The following is a 26,942-nucleotide window of genomic DNA, read 5'->3' on the forward strand; positions in this document are numbered from 1 at the left end:
CTTCGACCGGCCCGCACGCCCGCGCCGCGAGCGGGCACCCCGCGCGCGCCGGAGCCGCGAGGGCCGGGCCGCCGACGGATCGGCCGACGGATCGCCCGCCGCATCCACCGCCGCGACCGCCACAGCGACCGCGACCGCGATCCGCACCCGCGAGGACCACGACCACCCGCACGACCACGACGCCCCGCGCCCCGCCCGCGCCACCCCCGCCGGGATCCGCACCGGCCTCGCGACGGGCCTCGCCCTCGTCCTGCTGCTCCTCGCCCTCCGCGCCGCCTCCCCGGCGCTCGGCGACAGCGTCCTGCCCGACCGGCTCCAGGACCTCGTCACCCTCAGCGTCAGCGTCATCGTGGAGTCGCTGCCGTTCGTGATCCTCGGCATCGTGCTGTCGATCGTCGTGCAGGTGTGGGTGCCGCCCGGCGTCATCGAGCGCCGCCTGCCGCGCAACCCGTTCGCGCGCCGCGCCTGCATCTCGTTCCTCGGCATGGCCCTGCCCGTGTGCGAGTGCGGCAACGTGCCGCTCGCGCGAGGACTCGTGGTGCGCGGCTTCACGGTGCCGGAGTCGATCACGTTCCTGCTGGCGGCGCCGATCCTCAACCCGATCACCATCATCACGACGCACGCGGCCTTCGGCTGGGACGGCTGGATCCTCGTGGCCCGCCTCGTCGGCGGATTCCTCATCGCGAACGTGGTCGGCTGGCTCTTCAGCCTCCACCCCGAGCCTGACCGCCTCCTCACGGACGAGTTCCGCGCCGAGTGCGCGCTCCCGGATCCGCACGCGCACGGCGGCGCGCGCGTCCGGAAGTCGATCTCGCTGTTCGGCCGTGAGGCGACGACGATCATGCCGGCGCTCGTCATCGGATCCCTGCTGGCCGGCCTCATCCAGGTCGCCGTGCCCCGCGAGGTGCTCGTCACGCTCGGCGGCAGCCCGATCCTCTCGGTGCTCGCGCTGATGCTCCTGGCCTTCGTCGTCTCGGTCTGCTCCAACGTGGACGCGTTCTTCGTGCTCTCGTTCGGATCCGTGTTCCTGCCCGGCGGCATCGTCGCCTTCCTGGTGTTCGGGCCGGTCATCGACGTGAAGATGCTCGCGCTCATGCGCACCACCTACTCGACCCGCACGCTCGTGATGATCACCTCGGTCGTCGCGCTGATCAGCCTCGCGCTGGGATGGGGTGTCAATGCCATCGCCTGACAACCGGGAGCCCGCCGACCGGACCGTGACCGCCCTCCGCCGCGCCCGACGCCGCCGCGCCGCGGGCGGCCGCGCCTCCTCCACGGTGGGCCTCGTGCTCCTCGCCGCGTGCATCGTCTCGACGCTGTGGCTGACGATCACCGGCCAGCTCGGCCTCTACATCCACCCGCGCTACTTCGTGTTCACCGGGATCATGGCGGTCATCGGCCTGGTCGCGACGGTCGCCGGGTTCGCGCTCCGCCCGGCCGACGCCGCGGAGGAGCACGACCACGACCACGGATCCGCCGCGCTCGGCGACCGCGCCGACGGCCCCGCCGAGCTCCCCGCCGCCCGCGCCTCCCTCCGCGCCCGCGCCTCCCGCGTCGCCGTCGCCGCCGTCGTCACGGTCACGGTCGTCGCCGTCCTCGTGCTCCCGCCGCGCACGCTCACCCAGAGCACCGTCACGCAGCGCGCGCTCAACTCGAGCACGGTCGCCTCCGACGCCGCGCCCGACCAGGAGCTCCTCGGCACCAGCGACTTCTCCACCCTGGGCGTCAAGGACTGGTCGCAGCTCCTCGCCCAGACCACGGATCCGACCTTCTTCACCTCGAAGTCCGTCGACATCACGGGCTTCGTGAGCGCCGACCCCGACGATCCCGACGACGTCTTTTACGTCACGCGCTTCGTCGTCACCTGCTGCGCGGTCGACGCGCAGCCCGTAGGCGTCCCCGTCTACCAGCCCGGCTGGAAGTCGACGCTGCAGACCGACGAGTGGGTGCGCGTCACCGGCCCGTTCGCGTCGAACCCGAGCGCGAAGAGCAGGCAGCCGCTCGCGGTCATGCCGCAGGGCGTCCAGCAGGTCGACCAGCCCGCCGACCCCTACGTCTACTGAGCCGCCCGTGACCGACGCCCCCGCCTCCCCGCGCGCCTTCCGCCGGGCGTTCACCGCCGTGATCCTCGTGCTCGTCCTCGCCTGCGGCGGCCTGCTCGCGGTCGCCGGCAGCCAGGGGCCGCGGCTCGTGCGCACCGACGTGGATCCGCTCGCCGTGGTGCAGCAGTCCCGCCAGCGGCTCGTGCTGGCGGCGAACCGGCCGATCCAGCCGGTCGACGTCTCGCGCATCCGGATGGAGCCCGGTGCCGACTTCACCGTCGACACCCAGGCCGACCGCATCATCATCGACTTCACCCGGCCGCTCGCCTACGACGCCGCGTACACGGTGTCGATCGACGGCGTGCAGGGCGTCGGCGGCGGCCCCACGTCCGACCTCGCGACGTCGTTCCACACGGGCGATCCCGGCATGTACGTCCTCGTCCGCGGCGGCGAGCAGCAGGCCGACCGGATCCTCCGGCAGAGCGTCGCCGGCGGCGGCCAGGGCGCGAGCGACGAGGTGTTCGAGGCCACGAAGATCCAGGAGTACGCGGTCGTCGGGCAGTCGCTCGTGGTCGCCACGCTCCAGGACGACGGCACGAACGGCCTCGTGATCGCGGGGTTGGACGGATCCGGCCAGGTCGACCTGCCGCTCCCCGGCCGCGGCACGCTCCAGGACCTCCATGCCGAGGAAACCGGGACCACGATCGGCTTCCGCTTCACGAGCACGGACGGGGGCGCGTACGACGACACGCTCATGGTCGACGACGTCGGCGCCGGGGCGACGCCGGCGCCCGTGCTCGGGCTCGACGGCCAGGCGATCAGCGCGCAGGCCTGGGGCTTCGTTCTCGGGCGCCCGCAGCTCGTCGCGCACGGGCAGGACGGCGACCTCTACCTCGTCACGGTCGACGGGTCGTCGCCCATCGTCCCGCTCGGCCGCCACGGCACGCTCGGACCGTTCTCCGCGGACGGCACGCGGCTCGCGGTCACGGATCCCGGCTCGACGACCGAGATCGACCTCCGCACCGCCCAGCAGACGACGCTGCCCACCGAGACCGGCGGCGCCGACCTCCAGTACGACGGCGCGATCTCGTTCGTGCCCGGCGACGACGGCGCGGTGCTCCGCGTGCGCACGGCGCTGGATCCCGCGACCGGCACCGCCACGCAGCGCCTCGTCGTGGTGCGCGACGGGACGGCGAGCGACGTCTACGTGCCCGCGGATCCGGCGACCCGCATCACGGGCCTCTCGGTCACCCCGAACGGCCGCTTCGCCCTGCTCGAGACGGTGCCGGATCCCGCGCGCGGCGCCAGCGACGACTACCCGAGGGCGCCCCGCGACACGTCCGTGACCACGCTCCTCGTCGAGCTCGCGACCGGCACCGTGACCCGCAGCGTCGCCGGCTTCGAGGTCACGATCGGCTGAGCCCGCCGCGGACCGGCGGAGGATGGAGCCATGACGACTCCTCCCGTGACCGATCTCGCCGCCGAGCTCCGCGAGGTGACCGCCCACTGGACGCCCCTGGTCGTGGGACGGGTCAACGACCAGTACGTGAAGGTCGCCAAGCTGCTCGGCGAGCTGACGTGGCACGCGCACGACGCCGAGGATGAGATGTTCCTCGTCGTCTCGGGCCGCCTCCGCATCCAGCTGCCGGACGACCAGGAGGTCGTGCTCGGTCCCGGGCAGTTCCACGTCGTGCCGCGGGGCGTGCGGCACAACCCCGTCGCGGACGAGGAGGTGGAGATCGTGCTCATCGAGACGGTCACCACCGCGCACACCGGCGACGTGGTCGTGCCGGGCACCGTGCCCGTCGAGCGGCAGGTGGGCGACTTCCGCTGACGCCGGGCGCCGCAGCCCGACCCCGGACGCGCCGACGGCCCCGGCTCCCCGGAGGGAGACGAGGCCGTCGTTGCGTTCTGCTGTGATCGCAGGTGGTGCGTCCCGGCGGAGCCGGGGTGGGTGCTACTTGGTGTTGACGGTGATCTTGGCGATGCCGACGACGAGCTGGTCGGTGACCGCGGTCGTGCCGAACGTGCTGTTCAGCAGCGACGCGGCGTCGGGGCTGACCTTGACCGTGGTGCCCTCGAGGACGGCGTTGTCGCCCTCCATCTGGAGGGGCTTCAGGGTCGTGCCGTCGAGGTTGAAGATGTAGACGTCCTTCATGACCTCGCCGTCGCCGACCTGGACCGAGCCGGTGAGGCGGCTGGTGCCGGGGTCGATGACGAAGTCGGTGAGCTTCACGACGGTCGAGCCGGCGGTGAGGCTGATGCCGGAGCCGGCGTGGTCGATCTCGCCCTGGACGTAGGGGCGGTAGGACTGCTCGGGGTCGAAGTACTTCACGTTGCCGCCGGTGATGGGGAACGCGAGGGTGCCGGTGGAGCCGTCGAGGGTCGCGGTGCCGATGACGCCGGGGGTCAGGCCCAGGGTCGTGAGGGCGCCGGTGAAGCCCGAGTCGAGGGTGACCTGGGTGTCGACGCCGGTCAGGGTCGGGATCGTCGCGAGCGGCGTGGGGTTGGCCTCGGTCGTCGCGGTCGCGGACGGGGCGGACGACGCGGAGGACGAGGGGCTCTCGGCGGGGGTCGAGCAGGCCGCGAGGCCGACGACGAGGAAGCCCGCGGTGGCGAGGCCGAAGACGGACTTGGTGAGGTTGCGCATGATTCTTCCTTCGCTGTGTGGACTGGGGTTCCGCCCGGTACCCCCGGGCGACACAGGGACTTCGGCGCGGGCGGAGAACGGGTTGGGGTCGGTCGTCCATTCCCAGGTGAACGCCAGGTTCACGCGCCGCTCGCCCGGGATCCCGGGGATCGGCGGCACGGCCTCTCGAAGTCGTCGCTTGACTTCCGACTGTCGCCGATATATCGTCGCTACATCGCGACAGCACGCCGCGATCCCCGACATCTCCCGACCGGAAGGAGCGCTCATGCGCACCCACGACCACGACGACCACCTCTCGTCCCCCTCATCCGCCGAAGCCCCCGCCGACCGCCACGAGCCCCGCATGCAGCACCACCGCGGTGGGCGCCCGCGCATCATGCCGGGTCACCCCCTCGCCCGCGGCTTCCGCCCGGGCGACGGCCCCGGCTTCCCCGGGTTCCCGGGATTCCCCGGCATGGGCGGCTTCGGCGGCCCCGGCTTCGGCCCGGGCCGCGGACGCGGCGGACGGGGTCGCGCCCGCCGCGGCGACGTCCGCCTCGCGATCCTCTCCCTGCTCGCCGACGCGCCCTCGAACGGCTACGGCCTCATCACGGGCATCGCCACGAAGACGGAGGGCGCCTGGCGGCCGAGCCCCGGATCCGTCTACCCCACGCTCCAGCAGCTCGTCGACGAGGACCTGATCGTCGCCGACGAGTCCGGCGCCAAGAGCGTCTACTCCCTCACCGACCAGGGCCGCGCCCACGTCGAGGAGCACAAGGACGAGATCGACGCCGCCTGGGCCGCGACCACCGACAAGTCCGAGGGCGAGGACGCGTTCCAGACCAGCCTCATGAAGCTCATGGGCGTCGTGAAGCCCCTCATGCACGACGCGACCGACGCCCAGCGCCAGGCCGCGGCGGCGAAGCTCGACGAGACGCGGCGCGCCCTGTACGCGATCCTCGCCGACTGATCCCCGTCGGCCTCCGGGCCCGGCACGACGACGGCCCCCGCATCTGCGGGGGCCGTCGTCGTGCGTGCGGGAGGGCGGATCAGCGGATCGCCGCTCCCGTGTCGAGGTCGTCGCCGGCCTCGAGGTCCAGGCCGTCGGACTCGGTGATGTCGATGCCGAGGCCGCCGTCCGCGTCGTCGTCCGCGACCCCGTCGTCGTCGAGCGGCACGATGCGCTCGGCATCGACGGCCTCCTGCGCCTCGCGGGCGTCGGCCCCGACGAGCTCCTCCTCGTCGACGCCGGTGTCGTCCAGATCGCGGTCGGCGGGGTCGCGCGGGTTCTCGATGTCGCTCACGGTGCTCTCCTTCGCTCGTCGATGCGGCGCGGACGCGCCGTGCGTCGACGGTACGCGCCCCGGCTCCGTGCCCGCTGGCCCGGTGCCTCCGTCGAGCGACGGGAGGGCGGCTCGGCTCAGGAGACGCCGACGGTGATCCGGTGCCAGCCCGTCGCGCCGTCGGGGGCGGGCGGCGCCTCGTCGGAGGTCTGCGTCGCGCCCGTGGTGTCGGTGGCGCGCACCTCGACGCTGTGGGATCCGCTCGCCGCGTCCCACGCGTACGACCACTGCCGCCACGTGTCGGCACCGACGCCGTCGCCCAGCGTCGCTTCGACCCAGTCGCCCTCGTCGACGCGCACCTCCACCTTCTCGATGCCGGTGTGCTGCGCCCAGGCCATGCCGGCGATCGCGGTGCGTCCCGCGTCCACGCGCGCGCCGGAGCGCGGGGTGTCGATGCGGGAGCCCGTCTTGATGGGGCCGCGCTCGGTCCAGCCGCGGGTCGACCAGTAGGCGACGTCCTCGGCGAAGGTCGTGACCTTGAGCTCGGTGACCCACTTCGTCGCGGAGACGTAGCCGTAGAGGCCGGGCACGACCATCCGCACCGGGAAGCCGTGCTGCTGCGGCAGGGGCTCGCCGTTCATGCCGACCGCGAGGATCGACGCGCGGTCGGGATCCGTGAGCGCCTCGAGCGGCGTGCTCGCGGTCCAGCCGTCCTGGCTCGTGGAGAGCACCATGTCGGCGCCCGTGGTCGGCTTCGCGCGCTCGAGCAGGAGGCGGATGGGATAGCCGAGCCAGAGCGCGTTGCCGATCAGGTTCCCGCCGATCTCGTTGGACACGCACGTGAGGGTGGTCACGTGCTCCTCGAGCGGGAGGGCGAGCAGCTCCGCGAACGTGATCTCGACCTCCTGCTCGACCATGCCCGTGATGCGCAGCTTCCAGGAGGCCGCGTCGACCGACGGCACCTGCAGCGCGGTGTCGATGCGGTAGAAGTCGGTCGCGGGCGTGACGAAGGGCGCGAGGCCGGGGACGCCGAGCTCGGCCGTGGCGGGGATCGCGGCGGCGGGCGTCGCGGCGCGCGGGAGCACGAGCGTGCGGCGGAAGTCGTCCACGCGGGCGGCGGCCGCGTTGAGGCCGCGGGCCACGGATCCGGCGACCACGGAGGCGACGCCCGCCACGACCGTCATGAGGAGGAACGTGCGGCGCTCGACGCGCGCACCCGCGCCCGGGGTGAGCGGGGCGCGCGCGGCCGGGCGGGCGATGCCGCGCACGGGCTCGGCGACCGCGGCCGACGCGGATGCCGCGCGGTCCGCCGCGTCCCGCCAGTCGCGGAGCCGGTCGGCGCCGCGGTGGAGGATGAAGACGCCGGCGATCATGCCGACGATCGTGGGGATCGCCGCGGCACCCGTCGCCCCCGCGCGCGTGGTCGCCGCGAGCATGGCGACGCCGGCGAAGAGCGCGAGCACCACCACGCCGAGCGGCGGGCGGCGCACCTGGAGGATCCCGGCGAGCGCGGCGGCGGCGAGCACCACCACCCCGAGCACGACGATGAGCGCGACCTTGTCGCCCGTGCCGAACAGGGCGATCACGGTGTCCTTGACGCCCGCGGGCACGAGGTCGATGACGAGCGCGCCGACCGCGAGCACCGGGCTCGCGGCCGGGGCGACGAAGGCCGCGGCGATCTCGGCAACGGCCAGCACGGCGAGCGCCGCCACCACACCCAGGGACGCGGACCACCAGCGGAGGGCCGCGCGGGTCACGGGGCGACCGGCTTGCTGTACGGGAGGATCACGTCGAAGCGGCAGCCGCCCTCGATGTTCTGGACCGTGACGTCGCCGTCGTGGGCGCGCACGATGCCGCGGACGATCGCGAGGCCGAGGCCCGCGCCGCCGCCTCCCGACGCGTAGCCGCCGTCGTGCGTGCCCTCGGCCTGCACCGCGGGATCCGGCGGCGTGGCCTCGACGGGCGCGGCCGGGAAGTCGGGACCGAGCGCGGTCCTCTCGGCGGCGCTCTTCCCGTAGGCGCGCGGCGTGCGGGATCCGGTCGACCGCCAGCCGGCGTCGAACACGCGTGGGAGGTCGGCCTCGGGGATGCCGCCCGCGGTGTCCTCGACGGAGAGGACGGCGAGGTTGCCGGAGTCGCGGTGCGCGGAGATCACGATGCGTCCGCCGGGGAGCGACTGCTGGATGGCGTTCATCACGAGGTTGCCGACGACGCGGGAGAGCTCGCGCGGATCGCCCTGCACCACGAGGTCGTCGTGCGCGGTCTCGCCCCGGAGCTCGACCTTGCGGGCCTGCGCGACCGGCCCGAGCTCGGCGACGGTGTCGCTGACGACGTCGTACAGGGAGACGCGCTCGACGGCGAGCTCGAGGCTGCCCGAGTTGATGCGCGACAGCTCGAACAGGTCGTCGACCATGCCGTTGAGGCGGTTCGCCTGCACGCGGATCTGGCGGAAGTAGCGGTGCTCGTCGTCGACCATGCCGTCCTCGAGGGACTCGGCCATGGCGCGGATGCCGGCGAGCGGCGTGCGCAGGTCGTGCGACATCCACGCGATGAGCTCGCGACGGCTGCGCTCCTGCGCCTCCATCCTGTCGCGCGCGTCGGCGAGCCGGCGGTTGGCGGCGCTGAGCTCGCGGGCGAGCTGCGCGAACTCGGTGCTGGTGGGGCGGCCTGGCTCGACGGCGGCCTCCTCGCCCATGGACGCGGCGTAGCGGCCGAGCTCGCGGCTGCCGCGCACGAGGGTCATGCCGAGCATCGCGGCCATGACGAGCGAGACGAGCGCGGAGACGGCGGCGACGGAGAGGAACGCGGTGAGGCCGGCGTCGTCGACGAGCATGCTCGCGGTGACGGCGACCATGCCGCCCACGACCGAGAGCACGGCGGCGAGCGCGACGACGCAGATCTGCAGCACGAGCGATCGGCGGCGGAGCGCGCGCAGCAGGACGCTGGCCCCGAGGCCGACGACGGCGGCGCAGACGAGCGCCGTCAGCACGACGATGAGGAAGGAGTCGGCGGTCACGCGTCGGCCTCGGCGGAGGGGGCGGGCTCGGCCTCGGCGGGTGCGGCGGGCGTCGCGGCGTCCGGGTCGAAGCGGTAGCCCACGCCCCAGACGGTGCCGAGGAGCACGGGGTGCGCGGGATCCGCCTCGATCTTCTCCCGCAGGCGCCGCACGTGCACGGTGACGGTGGAGAGGTCGCCGATCTCCCAGCCCCACACCTGGCGCAGCAGGTCGTCGCGCCCGAAGACGCGGCGCGGGTTCCGGAGCAGGAAGGCGAGCAGGTCGAACTCGCGGGAGGTGAGCGACAGCATGACGCCGGCCTGGTGGATCTCGCGCGCGCCGAGGTCGAGCACGAACGGCCCCGCGACGAACGGCGGCTCGGGCACGGCCTCGGGCACCGTGCGGCGGAGGACGGCGCGCACGCGGAGCACCAGCTCGCGCGGCGAGAAGGGCTTGGCGAGGTAGTCGTCGGCGCCGGCATCGAGGCCGTTGACGCGGTCCTCGCCCTGGCCGAGCGCGGTGAGCATCACGACGGGCACGGGCGACTCGGGGTGGTGGGCGCGGATCCGGCGGCACACCTCGAGGCCGTCGAGGCCGGGGAGCATGCGGTCGAGCACGACGAGGTCGGGCATGCGCTCGGTGGCGACGCGCACGGCCTCGAGGCCGTCGGCGACGGTCTCCACCTGGAAGCCCGAGGCCTTGAGGTAGCGGCAGACGACCTCGTTCACCGTCGGGTCGTCCTCGACGACGAGGATGCGGCGGCCGCGCAGCGGATCCGGCCGCGAGGGATCGGGCCGCGCGCTGTCGGGGCGCCCGGCGTCGGCGCGCGCGGGATCGTAGGTGGGGCTCACCCGGTCAGACTATGCGCGGTCCCTGGGCCCGGCCCCGCGGGTGTCCGGCTTGCGAGCGAGCCGTCACCCCTCGGGTCGCGGCGGCGCGGCGACGCGGCGATCGGTCGCGTGGCGGGCGGGCGCAGGCGCGGCCTCCTAGGCTCGACGGATGACGCCAGCGCTCGTGGACGTGGTCCTCCCCTGCCTCGACGAGGAGGAGGCCCTGCCCTGGGTCCTCTCCCGCCTGCCCGAGGGGTACCGCGCGATCGTCGTCGACAACGGATCCACCGACCGCTCCGCCGAGGTGGCGCGCGCGCACGGCGCCCTCGTGGTGCGGGAGTCGCGCCGCGGGTTCGGCGCTGCCGCGCATGCGGGGCTCGAGGCCGCGACCGCGCCGCTCGTGGCGTTCTGCGACGCCGACGCGTCGATGGATCCCGCGCTCCTCCCCCGCGTGGTCGACCCGGTCCGCGACGGCGAGCGCGACCTCGTGCTCGGCCGTCGGGTCCCGTCGGCGCGCGGCGCGTGGCCGCTGCACGCGCGGATCGCGAACCTCGAGCTGGCCAGACGGCTGCGGCGGATCACGGGCGTCCCGCTGCACGACCTCGGCCCCATGCGCTGCGGGCGGCGCACCGAGCTGCTCGATCTCGGCATCCTCGACCGGCGCAGCGGCTATCCGCTGGAGATGCTGCTCCGGGCATCCGCGGCCCACTGGCGCATCCTGGAGGTGGACATGCCGTACGCGCCGCGCGTGGGGCGGTCCAAGGTGACCGGCACCGTGCGCGGGACCGTCACGGCCGTGCGCGACATGTCGCGCGTGCTGGCCGAGGCGCGAGCGGCGGCGGCGGGCGCCGATCGCACCCCGGGAGGAACCGCGTGACCGCCGTCGTCGTCATCGCCAAGGAGTGCATCCCCGGCCGCGTGAAGACGCGCCTGCACCCGCCGTTCACGCTCGAGGAGGCGGCCGAGCTCGCGTCCGCCGCCCTCGCCGACACGCTCGCCGCCGTCGACGACGCCGCGCCCGCGCGCCGCGTCCTCCTCTTCGACGGCGCGAACCCGCCGGCGGAGGCCGCCGGATACGACGTCATCCCGCAGGTGACCGGCGACCTCGACGAGCGGCTCGCCGCCATGTTCGACGCGCTCGACGGCCCCGTCCTCCTCGTCGGGATGGACACGCCGCAGCTCACCGCGGATCTGATCCGCCCCGTGCTCGACTCCTGGGCCGACGGGGCGCGCGGCCCCGACGCCTGGTTCGGCCCCGCGAACGACGGCGGCTTCTGGGCGCTCGGCCTCCGGGATCCGGACGGCGCGCTCGTGCGCGGCGTGCCCATGTCCCGGGACGACACCGGCGCCGTGCAGCTGTCGCGGCTCATCGACGCGGGGCTCGACGTGGCGATGCTGCCCGAGCTCACCGACGTGGACACGGTGGACGACGCGCGGGAGGCCGCCGAGGCGGCGCCCGCCCATCGCTTCGCCCACGCGCTCCGAACCCTGGAGACCGGCGCGAGCACCCGCGCCGCCACCACCGCACCCGCGACATCGCAGAGGGACCCCGCATGAGCCTGGCCGTCGACCACCCCGAGGACCGCGCCTCCGCGCGCGTCCGCACCTTCGGATCCGGTGGCGGCGAGCCCTACGCCCGGGCCCTCCGCGACTCCGGCGAGGTCCTCTTCCTGTCGCTCGCGTCCTCCGACGACGACAGCGCCGAGGTCATGGACCTGGGCCGCTGGAGCGCCGACGCCGACGCCGTGGACGCGAGCCTCCTCGCGGACGCCGCCGGCCCCGTCCTCGACATCGGCTGCGGCCCGGGCCGCATGGTCCGCGCGGCCATGGACGCCGGGCTCGGCGCGCTCGGCATCGACGTCTCCCCCACCGTGGTCGAGATGGCCGCGGGCCTCGGCCTCCCCGTCCTCCACCGCTCGGTCTTCGAGCGCCTGCCCCGCGAGGGCGGCTGGGGCACGCTCCTCCTCCTCGACGGCAACATCGGCATCGGCGGCGACGCGGCCGCGCTCCTCGCGCGCTGCGGCGACCTCCTCGACGACCAGGGTGCGCTCGTGGTGGAGACCCACCCGGATCCCGCCCGCGACCGCACCTTCGAGTGCACGGTCGAGGACGGCCAGGGCCGCGCGAGCGACCCGTTCCCGTGGGCGCAGGTCGGCCGCGACGCCGTCGCGCGCATGGCGGGCGATGCGGGCCTCGACCTCGTTCAGTGCTGGGAGACCGAGGGCCGGTCCTTCTGCCGCCTCGTCCGCGCGTAGAGCGCCGCGACGACGGCCGTCGCCACCGCGGTGGCGACCCACATGAGCGCGAGGCGCGGCGCGTAGTCCGCGATGAGGATCGTCGGGTTGTCGTTGCCGATCGCCCGGGCGCGGATCTCGGGGACGACCACCAGGGTCATCACCGCCATCACGACCACGCCGGCCTGCACGATCACGAGCGACCCGGCAGGGAGGCGTCGCCCGGCCTTCCGGATCAGCAGGCCCGCGACGAAGACGACGGGCGACAGGATCGCGTCGTGCACGAGGATCGCGAGCAGCAGGAAGACGGCGACGCCGACGACCTGGTCGGTGCGCTGCGAGTCGAGCAGCACGAGCGCGCCGACGACGAGGCCGACGACCCCCACCGCGACGAGCGCGATGCGGGCGGCGAGCACGCCGCGCGTCGCGGGGATGCGGGTGCCGGTCATCACATGACCTCCAGGGTCGAGAGCCACTTGGTCTGCAGCACGCCGGGACGCCCGGGCGCGATCATGCGCGCCGGGTAGCCGTGCTGGATGTCGAGGGGCGCGCCGTCGAGCTCGAGCGCGACGAGGGTGAGCGGGTCGCGCACGTACTCCGCGCCCATCTCGGTGCGCCGGAAGCCGCCGCTCTTCTCGAGGCTCGTGACGCGGAGGCGCGCGCCCGGGTCGGCGCCGACCTGGTCCATGAGGTCCATGAGGCGGACGCCGCGCCAGGTCGCCGACTGGCTCCAGCCCTCGACGCAGGAGATGGGGAGCGTCGCGGTGACGAGCCCCATGCCGCGGAGGTCGTCCATCGTGAAGGCGCGGGAGGAGGATCCGTTCGAGACGGTGAGCGTCCACCCGGCGTCCATGGCGCTCTCCGTCACGCCGGCGGCCTCGGCCGTGCGGTTGACGGGCAGCGCCTGCGGGCCGGTGCCCATGACGCGCGGGCCGAAGGCGTTGAACGGCGCAAGGATCCGGAACGACTGCCCGGCGGTGAGGCCCACGACCGCGGCGACCGACGCGCCGACCGCCACGAGGAATCCGCGGCGGGCGACCGGGGTGGGCGTGACGGGGGTGTCGTCGATCCAGGCGAGCACGCGGCCGGTGACGCCGCGGGGCGCGCGGGCGGGGGTGCCGTCGGCGGCGTCCGCGGGCGCGTCGTCCGCCTCGACGATGGGCGACTCGTCCGCCTGCCCGCGCCGCCAGTGCCCGGCGATGGCGGGCAGCTTGACGCCGATGTGGATCGCGAGCGACCCGATCACGACGAACGCCAGCGCGAAGTGCGTCTGCCGGAAGTAGAAGGGGAACGGCACCCACTGGAACGTGTTGAGGAGGCCCATCGTCACCTCGAGCAGGGACGCCCCGACGAACACGGCGATGGACGCGCGCTCCAGGAACGAGACGACCCCGGTGACCGGCGGGTACGTGAGCAGCTCGGGGAAGACGATCCAGAGCTTGGCGAGCAGCAGCGGCACGCACGCGATGCCGGCCGTGATGTGGATCCCCTGCGTCAGCCGGTAGAGCGACACGGGCGCGGTCGGGAAGCGCATCCAGGGCAGCGGGTCCTGGAGGAAGTGGCTGTAGAGGCCCGTCGCGAAGCACACGAGGAACGCGATGCCGAGGAGGCGGCCGATCACGACCGCCAGCCGGGTCGTGCGCGCGGGCGACGCCAGGCGACGCCTGGCCTCGTGCATCAGCGTCCGCATGGGGGTCGTCCTCCGTCCGGGGAGCGGCGGGTCGGGGCCGGTCGGCGATCGCCCGGGCGCGCGCCGCCATGATGGAGTGTGCGCACCGCCCTCACCGCCCTCGTCCTCGCCGTCATGGCCGCGCTCACCGGGTGGTCGGTGGTCGCGTTCGATCTGTTCGGCGATGCCGACGACGAGGCGTTCTTCCGTCGCGAGGGTGCCGCGCCGCTGTTCTGGCTCGTGGTCGTCATCTGGGTGGTCTTCGGAGCGGCGGTCCTCCTGGTGCGGAAGCTGCCGGCCCGATCCGCCGCTGCGCTCATCATCCTCGGATCGGTGGGCCTCGGCGCGGTCGCGATGGCCGGACCGCCGAACACCAGCACCGACTCCGCGCGATACGCGTGGGACGGCATCGTGCAGAACGCGGGCGAGTCGCCCTACCGGTACACGCCGGCCGACCCGGAGCTGCGCGATCTGCGGCCCGACTGGCTCTATCCGAAGACCGTCGTCGGGTCGGACGGCGCCGCCACCTGCGAGGGCACGCGGATCATGGGCGTGCGCGAGGAGGAGACGCACGAGCCGATGTGCACGGCGCTCAACCGCCCCAAGGTGCCCACCATCTACCCGCCCATGGCCGAGCTGTTCTTCGCCGGCGTGCGCGCGGTCGTCCCGGTGACGGCCGAGTACTGGGCGTTCCAGGCCGCCGGGCTCCTGATGATGACGGCCGTGACGCTCCTGCTCGTCCGCGCGCTGCGGAAGCGAGGCAAGCCCGTGTGGTGGGCGGCGCTCTGGGCGTGGTGCCCGCTGGTGGCGAGCGAGGTGGTCACGAACTCGCACGTCGATGCGCTCGGGGCCCTGCTCGCGCTCGCGGCGTCGCTCCTCGTCGCCGGGGGGATGCGGTGGCGCGGCGGCATCGCGCTCGGCGCGGCCATCGCGACCAAGCTCATCCCGGTGATCGCGGCGCCGGCGCTGCTCCGCAAGCAGCCGTGGAAGGTGATCTCCGCGGCCGTCGTCACGTTCGCCCTGCTCTACGTGCCGTACGTGCTCAGCACCGGGATCGCGGTGCTCGGCTACCTGCCCGGCTACCTGCAGGAGGAGGGCTACGACGACGGCGGGCGGTTCCCCCTCGTGGAGCTCGTCGTGCCCGGGCAGTACGGGCTGATCGCGGTCGCGCTGATCCTCGCGGTGACCGCCGGCCTCGTCTGGTGGAAGACGGATCCGGCGGACCCGTGGCTCGGCCAGGTCGTGATGATCGGCGTCACGCTCCTCGCCGTGAGCCCGCGCTACCCGTGGTACGCGCTGCTGCTGATCCCGTTCATCGCGATGACCGGCCGCGGCGAGTGGTTCGCGGTGGTGGGCGCTCTCGCGCTGCGGCTGTTCGCGCCGGACCTGTGGGCCTGGCAGATCGCGCTCGCGGCGGCCCTCGTGATCGTGGTGGCCGGCTCGCTCGTGCGGCTCGGGTCGGACGGGCGCGCGCGGCTCGTGCCGGCCCGGCTGCGGCGGCGGCTCGGCCGGGGGCGCGTCTCCGCTGGTGGGCCCGACGCCGACTGATCAGGCCCCGCGCGGGATCCGCACGGTCAGGCGCTCGCCCGCGACCGGGCGGAGGGCGGCGAAGGACGCGGCGTCGAGCTCGGCGGTGACGTCGCCCGCGAGCGCCGACGGGCCGTCGGATGCGAGGCGGAGCGTGACGAGGATCCGGCCGACGACGCCCTCGACGCGGCGGACCTCTCCCGTCGCGACGTGGCCGGCCGCAGGCGCGGACGCGGGATCGCCGCCGCGGTCCCGGGACAGCCGCACGTCGGCCGGCGCCGCGAGGACCACGACGGGTCGCCCGTCGGCATCGCTCCCCGTCAGCCGGTTCATGCCGACGAGCCGGGCCACGTAGGCCGTCGCGGGCCGCGCGGCGACCTCGGCGGGAGCGCCCTCCTGCACCTGGCGCCCGTCCTCGAGCACCTGGATCCGGTCGGCCAGCGCGAGCGCGTCCACCGGATCGTGGGTGACGAGGACCGCCGCGCCGCCGAACCGCAGCAGCTCGTCGGCGAGGAGGTCGCGGACGTCGAGCCGCGTGCCCGCATCGAGCGCCGCCATGGGCTCGTCGAGGAGCAGGAGCGACGGCTCGAGCACGAGGGCACGGGCGAGCGCGACGCGCTGCGACTGGCCGCCCGACAGCGCGGCGGGGCGGCGGTCGGCGAGGTGCGCGATCCCGAGCCGGTCGAGGAGCGCGCGCGCCCTGCCGTCGGCGACCGCGGGCGCGACGCCGTGCGCGCGCGGCCCGAACGCGACGTTCTGGAGCGCGGACAGGTGCGGGAAGAGCAGGTGGTCCTGGAAGACGACGCCGATGCCGCGGCCCTCGGCGGGGATCCGCGCGGCGCTCCCGCCCGGGTCCTCGAGCACCCGGCCGTCGAGCGCGACGCGTCCCGCCGTGAGCGGCGCGAGCCCCGCGAGCGCCCGGAGCAGCGTGGACTTGCCCGCGCCGTTCGGCCCGACGACCGCGGTCGTGGATCCGGCCGGCACCGCGAGCGCCACGTCGAGCCGGAACGCGGCGCGCTCCACGACGACGCGCGCGTCCAGCCCGCCGGCCGCCGTCCCGAGCCCCGCCGACGCGCTCACGCGTGCACCCCCGACGCCCACCGGTCGCGCAGGCTCACGAGCACGACCACCGACACCGCGAGCAGCACGAGGCTCAGCACGACGGCGGCGTCCGGATCCGTCTGCAGCGCGAGGTAGGCCGACAGCGGCACCGTCTGCGTCACGCCCGGGAAGCTGCCCGCGAACGTCAGCGTCGCGCCGAACTCGCCGAGCGCGCGCGCGAAGCACAGCACCGCGCCCGCGCCGATCCCGGGTGCCACGAGCGGCAGCGTCACGCGCCGGAGCACGGTCCAGCGGCTCGCGCCGAGGGTCGCGGCGGCGTCCTCGAAGCGGCGGTCGGCTCCGCGCAGCGCCCCCTCCACCGCGAGCACGAGGAACGGCATCGCCACGAACGTCTCGGCGATCACCACGGCGGGCGTCGTGAAGGGGATGGTGATCCCGGTCAGCGCCTCGAGCGGCCCGCCGACGAGCCCGCGGCGCCCGAGCAGCAGCAGGAGCGCCACGCCGCCGATCACGGGCGGCAGCACGAGCGGCACGGTCACGAGCGCGCGGAGGATCCGTTGCACCACGGGCGGCCGGCCCGCCGAGCGGGAGAGCACGAACGCGAGCGGCACCCCGAGCAGGAGGCTGAGGGCGGTCGCGCCGAGCGCGCTGCCGAGCGACAGGCCGAGGGCACGCGCGATACCCGGATCCGACAGCCGCTCCCCCAGCGTCGCCCACGGCGCGCGCACCACGAGCGCCGCGAGCGGCAGCACGAGGAACGCGAGGGCGACCCCGGCGGGGATCCAGAGGAGCGTCGGGACGCGGTCGGCGCGCTCGCCCGAGCGGACGCGCGCGCGGGTGCCGGTGCCGGTGCCGGTGCCCGCGCGCTCAGGGCGCACGGAATCCCGCCGCCTGGAACACGGCGCGGGCGTCGTCGCCGGCCACGTACTCGGCGAACGCGGCGGCGAGAGCGGGCGACGCGGATCCGGCGAGCGGCGCCACGACGCAGTCGGTCGTCGCGTTCACCTCGTCCGGCAGCGGCACGCCCTCGACCTCGTCGCCCGCGGCGCGCACGTCCGTCTCGTAGACGACGGCCGCGTCCACCTCGCCGAGCTCGACGCGGGTGAGGGCGGCGCGCACGTCCTGCTCGAGCGAGTCCGGCTGCGGCGTGATGCCCGCCGCGGCGAAGGCCTGCGCCGCCGCGGCCCCGCACGGCACCTCGGGCGCGCAGAGGGCGAGCGTGCGGGCGGGGTCGGCGAAGTCCGCGAGGCCCGCGACGCGGCCGGGATTCCCGGGCGGCACGGCGATCTCGAGCGCGTTGCGGGCGAACACGCGCGGGTCGGCGGCCGTCTCCCCCGCGTCGACGACCGTCTTCATCGTCGCGTCCGAGGCGGAGGCGAACACGTCCGCGGGCGCGCCCTGCACGATCTGCTGCGCGAGCGTCGAGCTGCCGCCGTACGACACCGTGACGGTCACGCCCGGGTGCGCGCTCTCGAAGCCGCGGGCGACCTCGTCCATGCTGCCGGTGAGCGACGCGGCGGCCTGCACGACGAGGGTGCCGGCGAGGGAGTCGGGGGCGGGATCGGGGACGCCGGCGGGCGCGGATCCGGCCGCCGAGCACCCGGCGAGGAGCCCGGCCGCGAGGGCGCCGACGATGGCCGCGCGCGCGACGGTCGCCCGGCGAAGCCGGCGCGTCACGCCCGCCCGCCCGTCAGCGTCTCGGGGGCGAGCAGCTCGACGCCCACGTTCGTGGCCTTCACTGTCGCGGCGGCGGGCGCGCCCACCTCGAGCCCGAGCTCGTCGGCGGCCTCGCGGCTGATGAGCGACACCACCCGGAACGGCCCCGCCTGGATCTCGACCTGCGCCATGACCCCGTCGCGCACCACGCGCGTGACGATGCCGGGCATGCGGTTCCGCGCCGAGGTCGGCGGGCGGTGAGCGCCGGATGCGGCGAGCGCCCCGTCCGCGGCGAGCTCCGTCGCGAGGTGGGCGAGCTGCACGCCGTCGACCTGGATCAGCCGCCCCTCGCCGCGCACGAGGTCGAGCCGGCCGGCATCGGCCCAGCGGCGGAGGGTGTCGTCGCTCACGCCGATGAGCGCGGCGGCCTCGCTCACGCGGTAGCGGAAGGGTCCCGGGGCGTCCGCCGCGGCGACGGGCGGATCGGCATCCGCGGCGCGGGCGGGCGTGCTGTCCCTCTTCTGCGTCATGCGACGATCCTAGGCACCGCAGGCGCGGCGCGTGCCCGAAGCCCTCATCCGCTCCGCGTCGGCCCCGCTCCGGCGCGCGCGTAGCCTGGGGTGATGAGCACCTCGCTGGGGATGCCGGCGATGCCGCGTCCCGCCGCCGCTCCGGGCCCCGCCCGGCCCGACGATCCGGCGCTCCTCGATCCCTTCGGCCGCCGCGCGACCGACCTCCGCATCTCGCTCACCGACCGCTGCAACCTGCGCTGCACCTACTGCATGCCGGCCGAGGGCCTCCCGTTCACGCCCGACCGGCAGGCGCTGCAGCTCGCCGAGATCGAGCGGCTCGTGCGCATCGGCACGCGCGACCTCGGCGTCCGCCAGGTGCGCTTCACGGGCGGCGAGCCGCTGCTGCGCCGCGACCTCATCGAGATCATCGCCGCGTGCGCCGCTCTGCCCGACCGCCCCGAGATCTCGCTCACCACCAACGCGATCGGCCTCTCGTCCCGCGCGCAGGCGCTCAAGGACGCGGGGCTCGACCGGATCAACGTCTCGCTCGACTCCGTGCACGCCGAGACGTTCCGGCTCATCACGCGCCGCCCGTTCCTCGACCGCGTGCTCGACGGCATCGACGCCGCGGCGGCCGCGGGGCTCGCGCCCATCAAGATCAACGCGGTGCTCGTGCGCGGCGTCAACGACGACCAGGCGGCGGATCTCCTCGAGTGGGCGGTCGCGGGCGGGCACCAGCTGCGCTTCATCGAGCAGATGCCGCTCGACGCCGACCACGCATGGGACCGCGACGAGATGATCACGGCGGCCGAGATCCGCGCGCGCCTGTCGGAGCGCTTCACGCTCGTGCCCGACGAGGAGCCGCGCGACGGATCCCCCGCCGAGCTCTGGCGCGTGCACTCCCGCGAGGGCGGGGCGGGCACGGCGATGCTCGGCCGGGTGGGTGTCATCGCGAGCGTCACCGAGCCGTTCTGCGCCGACTGCCGCCGCACGCGCCTCACCGCGACCGGCGGCGTGCGCAGCTGCCTCTTCTCCCACGAGGAGACCGACCTGCTCGCACCCCTCCGCTCGGGCGCATCCGACCAGGAGATCGCCGACCTCTGGCGCGGCGCCATGTGGGCCAAGCCGAAGGGCCACGGCATGGACGACGCCGACTTCATCCAGCCCGCCCGCTCGATGAGCGCGATCGGGGGCTGACGTGATCGTGCCCGTGGAGCTCTTCGCCGCCGCCGCCGCGGCGCTCGGCCGCACGACGGACGAGCTCGAGCTGCCGTCCGCAGCTGTGCTCGGCGACCTGATGGACGCGCTCGGCGCCCGTGCCGCCACGACTTCGGATCCGGCGAACGCGGCCGCCGTCCTCGCCCGCTGCACCTACCTCGTCGAGGGCGTCGCGACCACCGACCGCGACGCGCCCCTCACCGCGGGCGCCGCGGTGGACGTGCTGCCGCCGTTCTCGGGCGGCTGAAAGCTAGTCACAGCTCACCCAGTCTTGATGGGCCGAGCGGCCTGTGATCTATTCCTACGAGTGGTCCACAGGTGCAGCGTCGAACCTCGCGCCAATGAAAGTAGCGCCCTGACTCTTACTCAAGCAGGGACTGCACCTCGGTAGGCGACGCTGGATTTCGATACTCCGCAATGCCTAGCGCGGCCGAAGTGAGGTCCGCAAGAGAAGCCGTATCCTTGGCCACGACTAAACCCTGGCCGAAATCTATATCTACGTCCGAGAAACCTTCCTCACCCTCGGGCGCAAGGTATCGAACAGTGACCGCATCCACAAGGTAATCGTCGTCAAGAGATTCTGCAACCCGCATCACATGCCCTTGTATGTCAGGGCTCTGTTCAGCGTTAATGCTGACTGAACTCTGTATACCGTGGAGGTCCACTCGCCTCAGCCGAACACCCTCAGCCGCCCTCTGCACCTGCTCCCAAGTAGCAGTGGAAGCATTGGCGCGCCCCTTCCGTAACATATTTCCTAGGTGCGAAATATGGAGTCGGCGTTCACCTAATTCTACACTAAGAGCGGAAAGGGACCCCGCTCGAAAACTCCATAAAGGGAATGTGCTACCTCCTGCCAGCACAGCAGGAGCGCCTAATTGATTAATGCCATTGACAGCATCCGCCTCGGCGGCCGCGCCCTCAAAATCCTCCACCTCGGACCCTGTGCCCTCGTCCGCATTTGGCGCGTCCGTATCGTCAGATTCCGCAATCACAAACCCTATGTAAGCGCGCTTCGCAAACCATCTGCTAGCATTTGCTGTAATAAGGGGAGACAAATTTAAGCCAGCGATGTCATCCCGGATGACTTCCAGGTCGCTAAAGGAAAAAAGACCACCGATGTAGCTCCAAATTGCTGCGTTGACCTCGTTTGAGGGTTGTTGCAATAGCCACGGGAGCAAGAGACGCAGTTCGGCAGCAGAAAGAGTGCCACCCTCGCTTGCGAGAGAAGCATCGTCCATGTCACCCACCGCTAGCTCCATAAGACGTGCCGTGCGTGCGATCCTGGCCACTGCATCCTCGGTGAACGCGGCCGCAATTAAGTCGATTCCATCGGACGACGCCCCCACGTAGTCGCTGACTCCGATACTCAGCAGTCGCGCGACGTCTGCCGGATTTTGGCGCCCTTTGCCGCCTCGAATAAAATTGGCTCGAACCAAGCCTTGTAAGGGGTTATTGATTTCTCGTGTATCAGATTCTGCTACTAGTTGGAATGCCTTAGAGTCCGTTATAAGCAAGCGAGAAGAGGATGAAGGCCGCGGGGCCGATGGCTTTATATGACGACCAGGTAAAATAGACACGACAACAGCGTCTGTCTTTGCTAGATAGTACTCATCCTTCTCGGCGTTCAACGCCCGGTAGGATGGGCGCAGGAACACGGATCGCGTCCCAGAAATATCTTGCCGACTGTTGGCAGGCCAACTAAGTACAAAATCAGGAACCGCCGTGTGATTAAAATACTGGGTATTTTCTACATGACACGTAGGATCTATGGATTCAATTTCAGCCCGCACGGTATCTTTGACGCGCGACGCGTACAATGCTGGATCGTCCGTGTCTCGAGCGACACGTAAAGCCTCGAGGAACGTCATAGCGTGTGCTTCTTTCTCTCCAAAGCCCGAAGGGCAACCTCGAGCTCAGGTTGATCGAGTGTTATTCTTTCCTGCTTAGCGTGGACCACGAGCAACCAACAACGTTCTGAGACAAGCGCCGCGAGGCTGTCGTCTAGAGACGTCCCCGTCGGTAGGACTTCTTCATCTTCAACCGCTTTGATGACGGCTTCCTTAGTGTGCAGTCTGCCCCAGTCTGCAAGACGACCAAAAGGGTATGACGTGACGAATATGTACTCTATTTCCGGATCGCCGTCTAAGTCGGCCCATTTCCTCGCGGTCGTGCTGTATGCGTTAGCGAGAAACTCGCGAAAATCAGCTGTTTGATTACTCGCCACATTGGCGGCTTTATTTTCCACGTAGATTTCATGACGACTTTCATGCAGAAAGCGTCCACGCAAATCGTACTTCTTTCGACCACTTTTCAGGAGAGGAAGAACACATAGCTTCTTATTCTCATACGCGTTCCAGGGGAGCTCGATGAATGTCGTGGCTTCAAGCCAGCGCCGCGTGAAGATCACTCCATCACGCCCCTGCTCCTGTGTCTCCTCATCCGGCATGTTTCCACAGTAGGGTAAAAAGGCGATATCGGGACCCAAAGCGAGCACGACCCCGGCTTTTCCTCGAGTGCATCTTTGGCGTGAGCCGGGTTCCCACGAAGGCGGCCGTCGAGTCCGAGAGGACCTGGAGGCTGTCCAACGGGAAGGCAAAGCGATTAAGGAGAAGCCACGCGGTCACAACTCACGTCCTCGCCCGCTGCACCTACCTCGTCGAGGGCGTCGCGACCACGGATCGCGACGCGCCCCTCACCGCCGGCAGCGCGGTCGACGTGCTGCCGCCCTTCTCGGGCGGCTGATCCGCCCCGATACGCTCGCCGGGATGCCCACCGCCACCCCGCACCCGCCGTACCGGCTGTTCGAGACGCGCGTGGCACACACCGAGCGCGTCTCCCCGGCGTTCGTGCGCGTGACGCTCGTCGGGCCGACGCTGCACCTGTTCGCGCCGTGGGGGCTCGACCAGCGGATCAAGCTCGTGCTCCCCCGACCGGACGGCGCGGGCGACGGCTGGGCGGGGCCGCTCGCCGGGGACGTCGACGGCCTGGCACCCGACGACTGGCGGCACCGGGTGGCGGGGATGCCGCCCGCCGAGCGCCATCCGCTGCGCACCTACACGCCGCGCGCGGTGCGGCCGGAGGCGGGCGAGGTCGACGTCGACCTCCTCGTGCACGAGCCCGCGGGACCCGCGAGCGCGTGGGCCCTCGCGGCACGACCGGGCGACCGGCTGCTCGTCTCGGGGCCCGACGTGCGCGCGGACGACCGGCGACACGGGATCCAGTGGCGGCCCGCCGTGCCGCCGACGCGCGTGCTGCTCGTGGGCGACGAGGCCGCCGTGCCCGCGATCGCCGGGATCATGCTCACCCTCGACGCCGACGTGCAGGGCGTGGTGCTGGTCGAGGCGGACGCGGCCGACGCCTGCCCGCCGATCGACGCGCGCCCGGCCGGCGTCGAGGTCCGTGACGTGCGGCGGATCCCCGGGAGCCCCGGCGCGGCCCTGGCCGACGCGCTGGCTGGCTGGGCGACGGAGCACGCGGCGGCGGCCGTCGCCGAGGGGCCGCGGTTCGCCGCGTGGATCGCCGCGGAGAGCACGGCCATCCCGGCGCTGCGGGCCGCGGTCGCGGCGCACGGGGTGGATCCGGGGCGCATCCTGGCGCAGGGCTACTGGCGCGCGGCCGGCCGGGGGTCGACCCCGGAGGAGAAGCTCGGTTAGGGTAGCCTCACCTACCTAGCTCGATGCCGGCGCTGCCGTCGAGACGCCTCCCCTCGAACGAAGGCCACCGTGATCCCCTCCCGTGCCGACCTGTCCGACCGCGTCCCCGCCGCCCGAACCGCCCGACGGCCCCTCGCCGCGGCGCTCACCGCGCTGGTGGTCCTGGGGCTCGCCGCGTGCGCGCCCGCGACCTCCGGGGGCGCCGCGCCCACCGGATCCGCCGACGCGGGCACGCGCACCGTCACGGACGCGCGCGGCGAGGTCGAGGTGCCGGCCGCCCCGAAGCGCGTGGTCGTGCTCGAGCCCGTCGCCCTCGACACGAGCGTCGCGCTCGGCGTGATCCCCGTGGGCGCCGCCGTGCTCAACGAGACGGCAGGAGTACCCGCGTACCTGGGCGCCGACGCCGCGGGGGCCGAGGTCGTGGGGACGGTCCCCGAGCCGGGCGTGGAGAGGATCGCCGCGCTCGCCCCCGACCTCATCATCGGCACCGAGTCGCGCCACGCGGCCATCCACGACCAACTCGCCTCCATCGCGCCCACCGTCTTCCTCGCCTCGCAGGCCGACCCGTGGCGCGACAACGTGGCGCTCGTCGGCGAGGCGCTCGGCCGCGCCGACGACGCCGCCGCGCTCCTCGGCGACTACCAGGCGCGCTGCGACGCGATCGCCCAGGAGTACGCGGTCGCCGGCACGACGGCGCAGATGATCCGCCCGCGCGACGGCCTGCTCACCCTCTACGGCCCCGAGTCCTTCGCCGGCAGCACGCTCGAGTGCGCCGGGTTCACCACGCCGGAGCGCGACTGGGAGGGATCCATCTCGGTCGACCTCTCGCCCGAGAAGGTGCTCGAGGCGCGCGCCGACCAGGTGTTCGTGACCACCACGGACGTGGACGACGCCTCCTCCGTACCGGCCGCGATCACGGACAACGCGGCGTCGTTCCCCGCGCTGCACCTCGTCGACCAGTCGTACTGGATCACAGGCGTCGGACCCCTCGGCGGGCTGAAGGTGCTCGACGACATCGAGGACGTCCTGCGCGCCGCGCGGTGACCCGCACCCGCACGCGCACGCGCACGGCGGCGTGGGCCGCCGTGATAGCGGTCGCCCTCGCCGCGTCCGTCGTGCTCTCGCTCGCGGTGGGCGCCAACGGGCTGCACCCGGGCCTCCTCCTCGACACGCTCGCGGGAGGCGGCACCGACGAGTCCCGCTTCGTGCTGCGCGACCAGCGCGTGCCGCGGACCCTCCTCGCGCTGGCCGTCGGGGTCGGCCTGGGCGGCGCGGGCGCGCTCATGCAGGCGCTCACGCGGAACCCTCTGGCGGATCCCGGCATCCTCGGCGTCAACGCGGGCGCCGCCGCGGCCGTGGCCGGCGCGGTCGTGCTGCTCGGCGTGACGGATCCCGCCGGCCAGGCGCCGTTCGCCTACGCAGGCGCCCTGGTGCTCACCGTGCTCGTGGTCGTGCTCGGGACGGCGGGGCGCGGGCGCGCGGATCCGGTGCGCCTCACGCTCGCGGGCATCGCCGTGGGCGCGGTGCTCTCGGGGATCACCACGGGCGTCACGCTCACGCACCCGGACGCGTTCGAGCGGATGCTCGGCTGGTCGGCCGGGACCCTCCTCGGCCGCGACCTGGCCCTGCTCGCGCCCGTGCTGCCGCTCCTCGCGGTGGGCGCGCTGCTCGCGGTCGCCGTCGCGCCGGCGCTCGACGCGGTCGCCCTGGGCGACGACACGGCCCGGAGCCAGGGCGTCTCGCTGGCGCGCACGCGCCTGGTCACGATCGCGGCGATCACCCTGCTCGCGGGCACCGCGACCGCGCTGGCCGGACCGGTCTCGTTCGTGGGGCTGATGATCCCGCACGTCGTCCGCTGGGCCGTCGGGGTCGGCCACCGCCGCGTCGTCGTGGGATCCATGGCAGCGGCACCCGTGCTGGTGCTGCTCGCGGACGTGGTCGGCCGGGTCGTCGCGCCGCCCGGCGAGATGCCCGTGGGGATCGTCACGGCGTTCGTGGGCGCGCCCGTGCTGATCGCGCTGGTGCGCCGGAGCCGACGGGTGTCGGGGCTGTGAGCGCAGGATCCGTCCCCGCGGTCGCCGGACGCCGCGCGACGACCACGCGTCGGGCCCGGACGCCGGCGCGCGTCCGGATCCTCGCGGTCGCCGTCGCCCTGCTCGTCGCGATCGCCGCCCTCGGCGCGGTCGCCGCCATGACCGGCGACTTCCCGGTGGCGCTCCCGGACCTGGTCGGCTCCCTCACCGGATCGACCACGGGCCTCCCCCGCACCGTCGTGCTCGAGTGGCGCATGCCGCGCATCGCCGCGGCCGTGGTCGTCGGGCTCGCGCTCGGCGTCGCGGGCGCGCTCTTCCAGGGGGTCACGCGGAACCCCCTGGCGAGCCCCGACATCCTCGGGCTCTCCAACGGCGCCTTCGTCGGCATGCTCGGCGCGGTGGTCCTCGTCGGATCCTCGTGGGAGTCCCGCACGGTCGGCGCGCTCGCCGGTGGGCTCGCGGCGGCGCTCCTCATCGCGCTGCTGGCGTCGGGCACCGGGGCGGGTGGCTTCCGCTTCATCGTCGTCGGGATCGCCATCTCCTCCATGGCGGCGTCGCTCGGCACGTGGCTGCTGCTGCGGGTCGAGCTCGACGTGGCCATGACCGCGTCGGCGTGGGGCGCGGGGACGCTCGCGGGCGTCGACGCGACGGGCGTGGGCACAGCCGCCGCGTCGACGGCCGTGCTGCTGTGCGCGGTGCCCGTCATCTCGCCCGCGCTCCGGCAGCTGGAGCTCGGCGACGACCTCGCCGCCGCGACGGGCGTGCGCGTCGCCCGGATGCGGCTGGCCGCGCTCGGCGTCGGCGTCGCCCTGGTGTGCGTCGCGACCACCGTCGCGGGGCCGGTGGCGTTCATCGCGCTGGCCGCGCCGCAGATCGCGCGCCGCCTGACGCGGACGCCGCACATCCCCGCGGCGGTCGCGGCCCTCGTCGGCGCGGCGCTCCTCCTCGGGGCCGACCTCGTGGCCCAGCACGCGCTCCCGATGACGGTGCCGGTCGGGGTCGTCACGGTGGTGATCGGCGGCTGCTACCTCGTGGGGCTGCTGGTCGCGGAGATCCGCCGCCGCCGCTGACGACGCGCGCCGCCGCCCCGCGCCCCGACGTGGTGCGGATCCGCGTCACCGCCCGTCGTACGCCGCCTGCAGCTCCGCCACGACGAGCCGGCCCATGCCCATCATCGCGGCCATGGCGCGCGCGGCGCCCGCGGGGTCGGGTCCGCCGATCGTGGACGCCATCGCCTCCGGGACGACCTGCCACCAGAAGCCCCAGCGGTCGCGCACCCAGCCGCACCTGCCCTCGGTCCCGCCGTCGGCGAAGGCGTCCCAGTAGCGGTCGACCTCCTCCTGGGTCGCGGCGGAGATCGACAGGGAGACCGCCTCGGTCGCCTGCATTCCGGGGCCGCCGTTGAGCAGGCGGATCCCCTGGCCGTCGAGCTCGAGGTCGACGACGAGGGCGGTGCCGCGGAGGGCCGGGTCGGGGAAGTCGTCGGGGTACCGCGAGGTGTCGAGGATCCGCGAGCCGGGGAACAGGTCGATGTAGAACCGGGCCGCCTCCTCGATCTCCTCGCCGAACCAGAGGGTGGGGGTGATGCGCGGCATGGCG

General features: G+C 73.4%; 30 protein-coding genes. 16 read left to right on the forward strand and 14 right to left on the reverse strand.

The genetic code is table 11. The features are described from left to right. Window positions 1-139: 139 nt before the first annotated feature. From K0V08_RS07435 to K0V08_RS07450, 4 genes are read left to right on the forward strand one after another with little or no spacing between them, the layout of a single operon-like run. A complete protein-coding gene (locus tag K0V08_RS07435; RefSeq protein ID WP_242460227.1) occupies window positions 140-1,192 on the forward strand; it encodes a permease in 1,053 nt (350 codons plus the stop codon). After that, the gene (locus K0V08_RS07440) at window positions 1,179-2,063 is read left to right on the forward strand and encodes a TIGR03943 family putative permease subunit (protein WP_174240153.1); all 885 of its coding nucleotides are present in this window, start codon (window positions 1,179-1,181) and stop codon (window positions 2,061-2,063) included. The genes K0V08_RS07435 and K0V08_RS07440 overlap by 14 nt, the downstream gene beginning before the upstream one ends. A gap of 7 nt (window positions 2,064-2,070) precedes the next feature. After that, window positions 2,071-3,462 carry a hypothetical protein gene (locus tag K0V08_RS07445; RefSeq protein ID WP_079534313.1) on the forward strand — a complete coding sequence of 464 codons (1,392 nt, stop codon included), beginning with the start codon at window positions 2,071-2,073 and terminating at the stop codon, window positions 3,460-3,462. A 30-nt stretch (window positions 3,463-3,492) separates the two neighbouring features. Beyond that, window positions 3,493-3,876, forward strand: coding sequence for a cupin domain-containing protein (locus K0V08_RS07450; RefSeq protein ID WP_079534311.1), 384 nt, complete (start codon window positions 3,493-3,495; stop codon window positions 3,874-3,876). Between the two features lie 123 nt (window positions 3,877-3,999). Here the strand turns inward: K0V08_RS07450 and K0V08_RS07455 are convergent, their stop codons facing one another. Continuing rightward, window positions 4,000-4,692, reverse strand: coding sequence for a hypothetical protein (locus tag K0V08_RS07455; protein WP_011931364.1), 693 nt, complete (start codon window positions 4,690-4,692; stop codon window positions 4,000-4,002). 265 nt (window positions 4,693-4,957) lie between these two features. Here K0V08_RS07455 and K0V08_RS07460 point away from each other — a divergent pair, with 265 nt between their 5' ends. After that, a complete protein-coding gene (locus K0V08_RS07460; protein ID WP_012039020.1) occupies window positions 4,958-5,641 on the forward strand; it encodes a PadR family transcriptional regulator in 684 nt (227 codons plus the stop codon). A gap of 79 nt (window positions 5,642-5,720) precedes the next feature. Here K0V08_RS07460 and K0V08_RS07465 read toward each other — a convergent pair whose 3' ends face one another. The 4 genes from K0V08_RS07465 to K0V08_RS07480 form a co-directional block, all read right to left on the reverse strand. Then, entirely contained in the window at window positions 5,721-5,975 is a 255-nt protein-coding gene (locus K0V08_RS07465) for a hypothetical protein (RefSeq protein WP_079534708.1), read from the reverse strand. Between the two features lie 116 nt (window positions 5,976-6,091). After that, the gene (locus tag K0V08_RS07470) at window positions 6,092-7,711 is read right to left on the reverse strand and encodes a molybdopterin-dependent oxidoreductase (protein WP_079534709.1); all 1,620 of its coding nucleotides are present in this window, start codon (window positions 7,709-7,711) and stop codon (window positions 6,092-6,094) included. Next, a complete protein-coding gene (locus K0V08_RS07475; protein ID WP_079534711.1) occupies window positions 7,708-8,970 on the reverse strand; it encodes a sensor histidine kinase in 1,263 nt (420 codons plus the stop codon). Before K0V08_RS07475 ends, K0V08_RS07470 begins: the two co-directional genes overlap by 4 nt. Continuing rightward, window positions 8,967-9,800 (reverse strand): response regulator transcription factor, encoded by an 834-nt coding sequence (locus K0V08_RS07480; protein ID WP_079534713.1) that lies wholly within the window; start codon window positions 9,798-9,800, stop codon window positions 8,967-8,969. Before K0V08_RS07480 ends, K0V08_RS07475 begins: the two co-directional genes overlap by 4 nt. 148 nt (window positions 9,801-9,948) lie before the next feature. Between K0V08_RS07480 and K0V08_RS07485 the strand changes: the two genes are divergently transcribed. Genes K0V08_RS07485 through K0V08_RS07495 form a run of 3 tightly spaced genes read left to right on the forward strand, consistent with a single transcriptional unit; the run spans window position 9,949 to window position 12,034 of the window. Further along, window positions 9,949-10,656, forward strand: coding sequence for a glycosyltransferase family 2 protein (locus K0V08_RS07485; RefSeq protein ID WP_012039025.1), 708 nt, complete (start codon window positions 9,949-9,951; stop codon window positions 10,654-10,656). After that, the gene (locus K0V08_RS07490; protein ID WP_079534715.1) at window positions 10,653-11,336 is read left to right on the forward strand and encodes a TIGR04282 family arsenosugar biosynthesis glycosyltransferase; all 684 of its coding nucleotides are present in this window, start codon (window positions 10,653-10,655) and stop codon (window positions 11,334-11,336) included. Before K0V08_RS07485 ends, K0V08_RS07490 begins: the two co-directional genes overlap by 4 nt. After that, entirely contained in the window at window positions 11,333-12,034 is a 702-nt protein-coding gene (locus K0V08_RS07495) for a class I SAM-dependent methyltransferase (protein ID WP_079534717.1), read from the forward strand. Before K0V08_RS07490 ends, K0V08_RS07495 begins: the two co-directional genes overlap by 4 nt. On the opposite strand, the gene K0V08_RS07500 is transcribed toward K0V08_RS07495, so the two are convergent. Both K0V08_RS07500 and K0V08_RS07505 read right to left on the reverse strand, forming a co-directional pair. Next, entirely contained in the window at window positions 11,983-12,462 is a 480-nt protein-coding gene (locus K0V08_RS07500) for a hypothetical protein (protein ID WP_012039028.1), read from the reverse strand. The two genes, K0V08_RS07495 and K0V08_RS07500, sit on opposite strands and share 52 nt — an antisense overlap. Next, entirely contained in the window at window positions 12,462-13,703 is a 1,242-nt protein-coding gene (locus K0V08_RS07505) for a molybdopterin-dependent oxidoreductase (RefSeq protein WP_079534719.1), read from the reverse strand. The genes K0V08_RS07500 and K0V08_RS07505 overlap by 1 nt, the downstream gene beginning before the upstream one ends. A gap of 78 nt (window positions 13,704-13,781) precedes the next feature. Here K0V08_RS07505 and K0V08_RS07510 point away from each other — a divergent pair, with 78 nt between their 5' ends. Then, complete coding sequence (locus tag K0V08_RS07510; RefSeq protein ID WP_079534720.1) at window positions 13,782-15,230, forward strand: glycosyltransferase family 87 protein; 1,449 nt, start codon at window positions 13,782-13,784, stop codon at window positions 15,228-15,230. Here K0V08_RS07510 and K0V08_RS07515 read toward each other — a convergent pair whose 3' ends face one another. Genes K0V08_RS07515 through K0V08_RS07530 form a run of 4 tightly spaced genes read right to left on the reverse strand, consistent with a single transcriptional unit; the run spans window position 15,231 to window position 18,457 of the window. Next, window positions 15,231-16,289 carry an ABC transporter ATP-binding protein gene (locus K0V08_RS07515; protein ID WP_079534965.1) on the reverse strand — a complete coding sequence of 353 codons (1,059 nt, stop codon included), beginning with the start codon at window positions 16,287-16,289 and terminating at the stop codon, window positions 15,231-15,233. After that, the gene (locus tag K0V08_RS07520) at window positions 16,286-17,149 is read right to left on the reverse strand and encodes an ABC transporter permease (RefSeq protein ID WP_079534722.1); all 864 of its coding nucleotides are present in this window, start codon (window positions 17,147-17,149) and stop codon (window positions 16,286-16,288) included. Before K0V08_RS07520 ends, K0V08_RS07515 begins: the two co-directional genes overlap by 4 nt. Next, on the reverse strand, window positions 17,139-17,948 hold the full coding sequence (gene modA, locus K0V08_RS07525; protein ID WP_079534724.1) for a molybdate ABC transporter substrate-binding protein: 810 nt from the start codon (window positions 17,946-17,948) through the stop codon (window positions 17,139-17,141). The genes K0V08_RS07520 and modA overlap by 11 nt, the downstream gene beginning before the upstream one ends. Beyond that, window positions 17,945-18,457 carry a TOBE domain-containing protein gene (locus K0V08_RS07530; RefSeq protein ID WP_079534726.1) on the reverse strand — a complete coding sequence of 171 codons (513 nt, stop codon included), beginning with the start codon at window positions 18,455-18,457 and terminating at the stop codon, window positions 17,945-17,947. The genes modA and K0V08_RS07530 overlap by 4 nt, the downstream gene beginning before the upstream one ends. A 93-nt stretch (window positions 18,458-18,550) precedes the next feature. On the opposite strand from K0V08_RS07530, the gene moaA reads away from it, so the two are divergent. Both moaA and K0V08_RS07540 read left to right on the forward strand, forming a co-directional pair. Further along, window positions 18,551-19,636, forward strand: a complete 1,086-nt coding sequence (gene moaA, locus K0V08_RS07535) for a GTP 3',8-cyclase MoaA (RefSeq protein WP_375232100.1) — start codon at window positions 18,551-18,553, stop codon at window positions 19,634-19,636. Between the two features lies 1 nt (window position 19,637). After that, window positions 19,638-19,904 (forward strand): MoaD/ThiS family protein, encoded by a 267-nt coding sequence (locus tag K0V08_RS07540; RefSeq protein WP_079534727.1) that lies wholly within the window; start codon window positions 19,638-19,640, stop codon window positions 19,902-19,904. 115 nt (window positions 19,905-20,019) lie between these two features. Here K0V08_RS07540 and K0V08_RS07545 read toward each other — a convergent pair whose 3' ends face one another. Then, window positions 20,020-21,525, reverse strand: a complete 1,506-nt coding sequence (locus tag K0V08_RS07545) for a hypothetical protein (RefSeq protein WP_128516995.1) — start codon at window positions 21,523-21,525, stop codon at window positions 20,020-20,022. Next, entirely contained in the window at window positions 21,522-22,103 is a 582-nt protein-coding gene (locus K0V08_RS07550; RefSeq protein WP_128516994.1) for a hypothetical protein, read from the reverse strand. Before K0V08_RS07550 ends, K0V08_RS07545 begins: the two co-directional genes overlap by 4 nt. Before the next feature lie 80 nt (window positions 22,104-22,183). Between K0V08_RS07550 and K0V08_RS07555 the strand changes: the two genes are divergently transcribed. The 5 genes from K0V08_RS07555 to K0V08_RS07575 all read left to right on the forward strand — a co-directional run bounded on the left by K0V08_RS07555 (window position 22,184) and on the right by K0V08_RS07575 (window position 26,413). After that, on the forward strand, window positions 22,184-22,399 hold the full coding sequence (locus K0V08_RS07555) for a hypothetical protein (protein WP_227266563.1): 216 nt from the start codon (window positions 22,184-22,186) through the stop codon (window positions 22,397-22,399). A gap of 23 nt (window positions 22,400-22,422) precedes the next feature. Continuing rightward, window positions 22,423-23,310: a siderophore-interacting protein gene (locus K0V08_RS07560; RefSeq protein ID WP_079534729.1), complete on the forward strand. Its 888-nt coding sequence runs from the start codon at window positions 22,423-22,425 to the stop codon at window positions 23,308-23,310. Window positions 23,311-23,379: 69 nt separating this feature from the next. Next, on the forward strand, window positions 23,380-24,354 hold the full coding sequence (locus K0V08_RS07565; protein ID WP_079534731.1) for an ABC transporter substrate-binding protein: 975 nt from the start codon (window positions 23,380-23,382) through the stop codon (window positions 24,352-24,354). Then, window positions 24,351-25,364, forward strand: a complete 1,014-nt coding sequence (locus K0V08_RS07570) for an iron chelate uptake ABC transporter family permease subunit (RefSeq protein WP_079534733.1) — start codon at window positions 24,351-24,353, stop codon at window positions 25,362-25,364. The genes K0V08_RS07565 and K0V08_RS07570 overlap by 4 nt, the downstream gene beginning before the upstream one ends. After that, window positions 25,361-26,413: a FecCD family ABC transporter permease gene (locus K0V08_RS07575; protein WP_012039040.1), complete on the forward strand. Its 1,053-nt coding sequence runs from the start codon at window positions 25,361-25,363 to the stop codon at window positions 26,411-26,413. The genes K0V08_RS07570 and K0V08_RS07575 overlap by 4 nt, the downstream gene beginning before the upstream one ends. 45 nt (window positions 26,414-26,458) lie before the next feature. Here K0V08_RS07575 and K0V08_RS07580 read toward each other — a convergent pair whose 3' ends face one another. Beyond that, complete coding sequence (locus K0V08_RS07580) at window positions 26,459-26,938, reverse strand: VOC family protein (protein ID WP_012039041.1); 480 nt, start codon at window positions 26,936-26,938, stop codon at window positions 26,459-26,461. Between the last annotated feature and the right edge of the window lie 4 nt (window positions 26,939-26,942).

The organism is Clavibacter michiganensis (genome assembly GCF_021216655.1).
GTDB classification, from domain to species: domain Bacteria; phylum Actinomycetota; class Actinomycetes; order Actinomycetales; family Microbacteriaceae; genus Clavibacter; species Clavibacter michiganensis.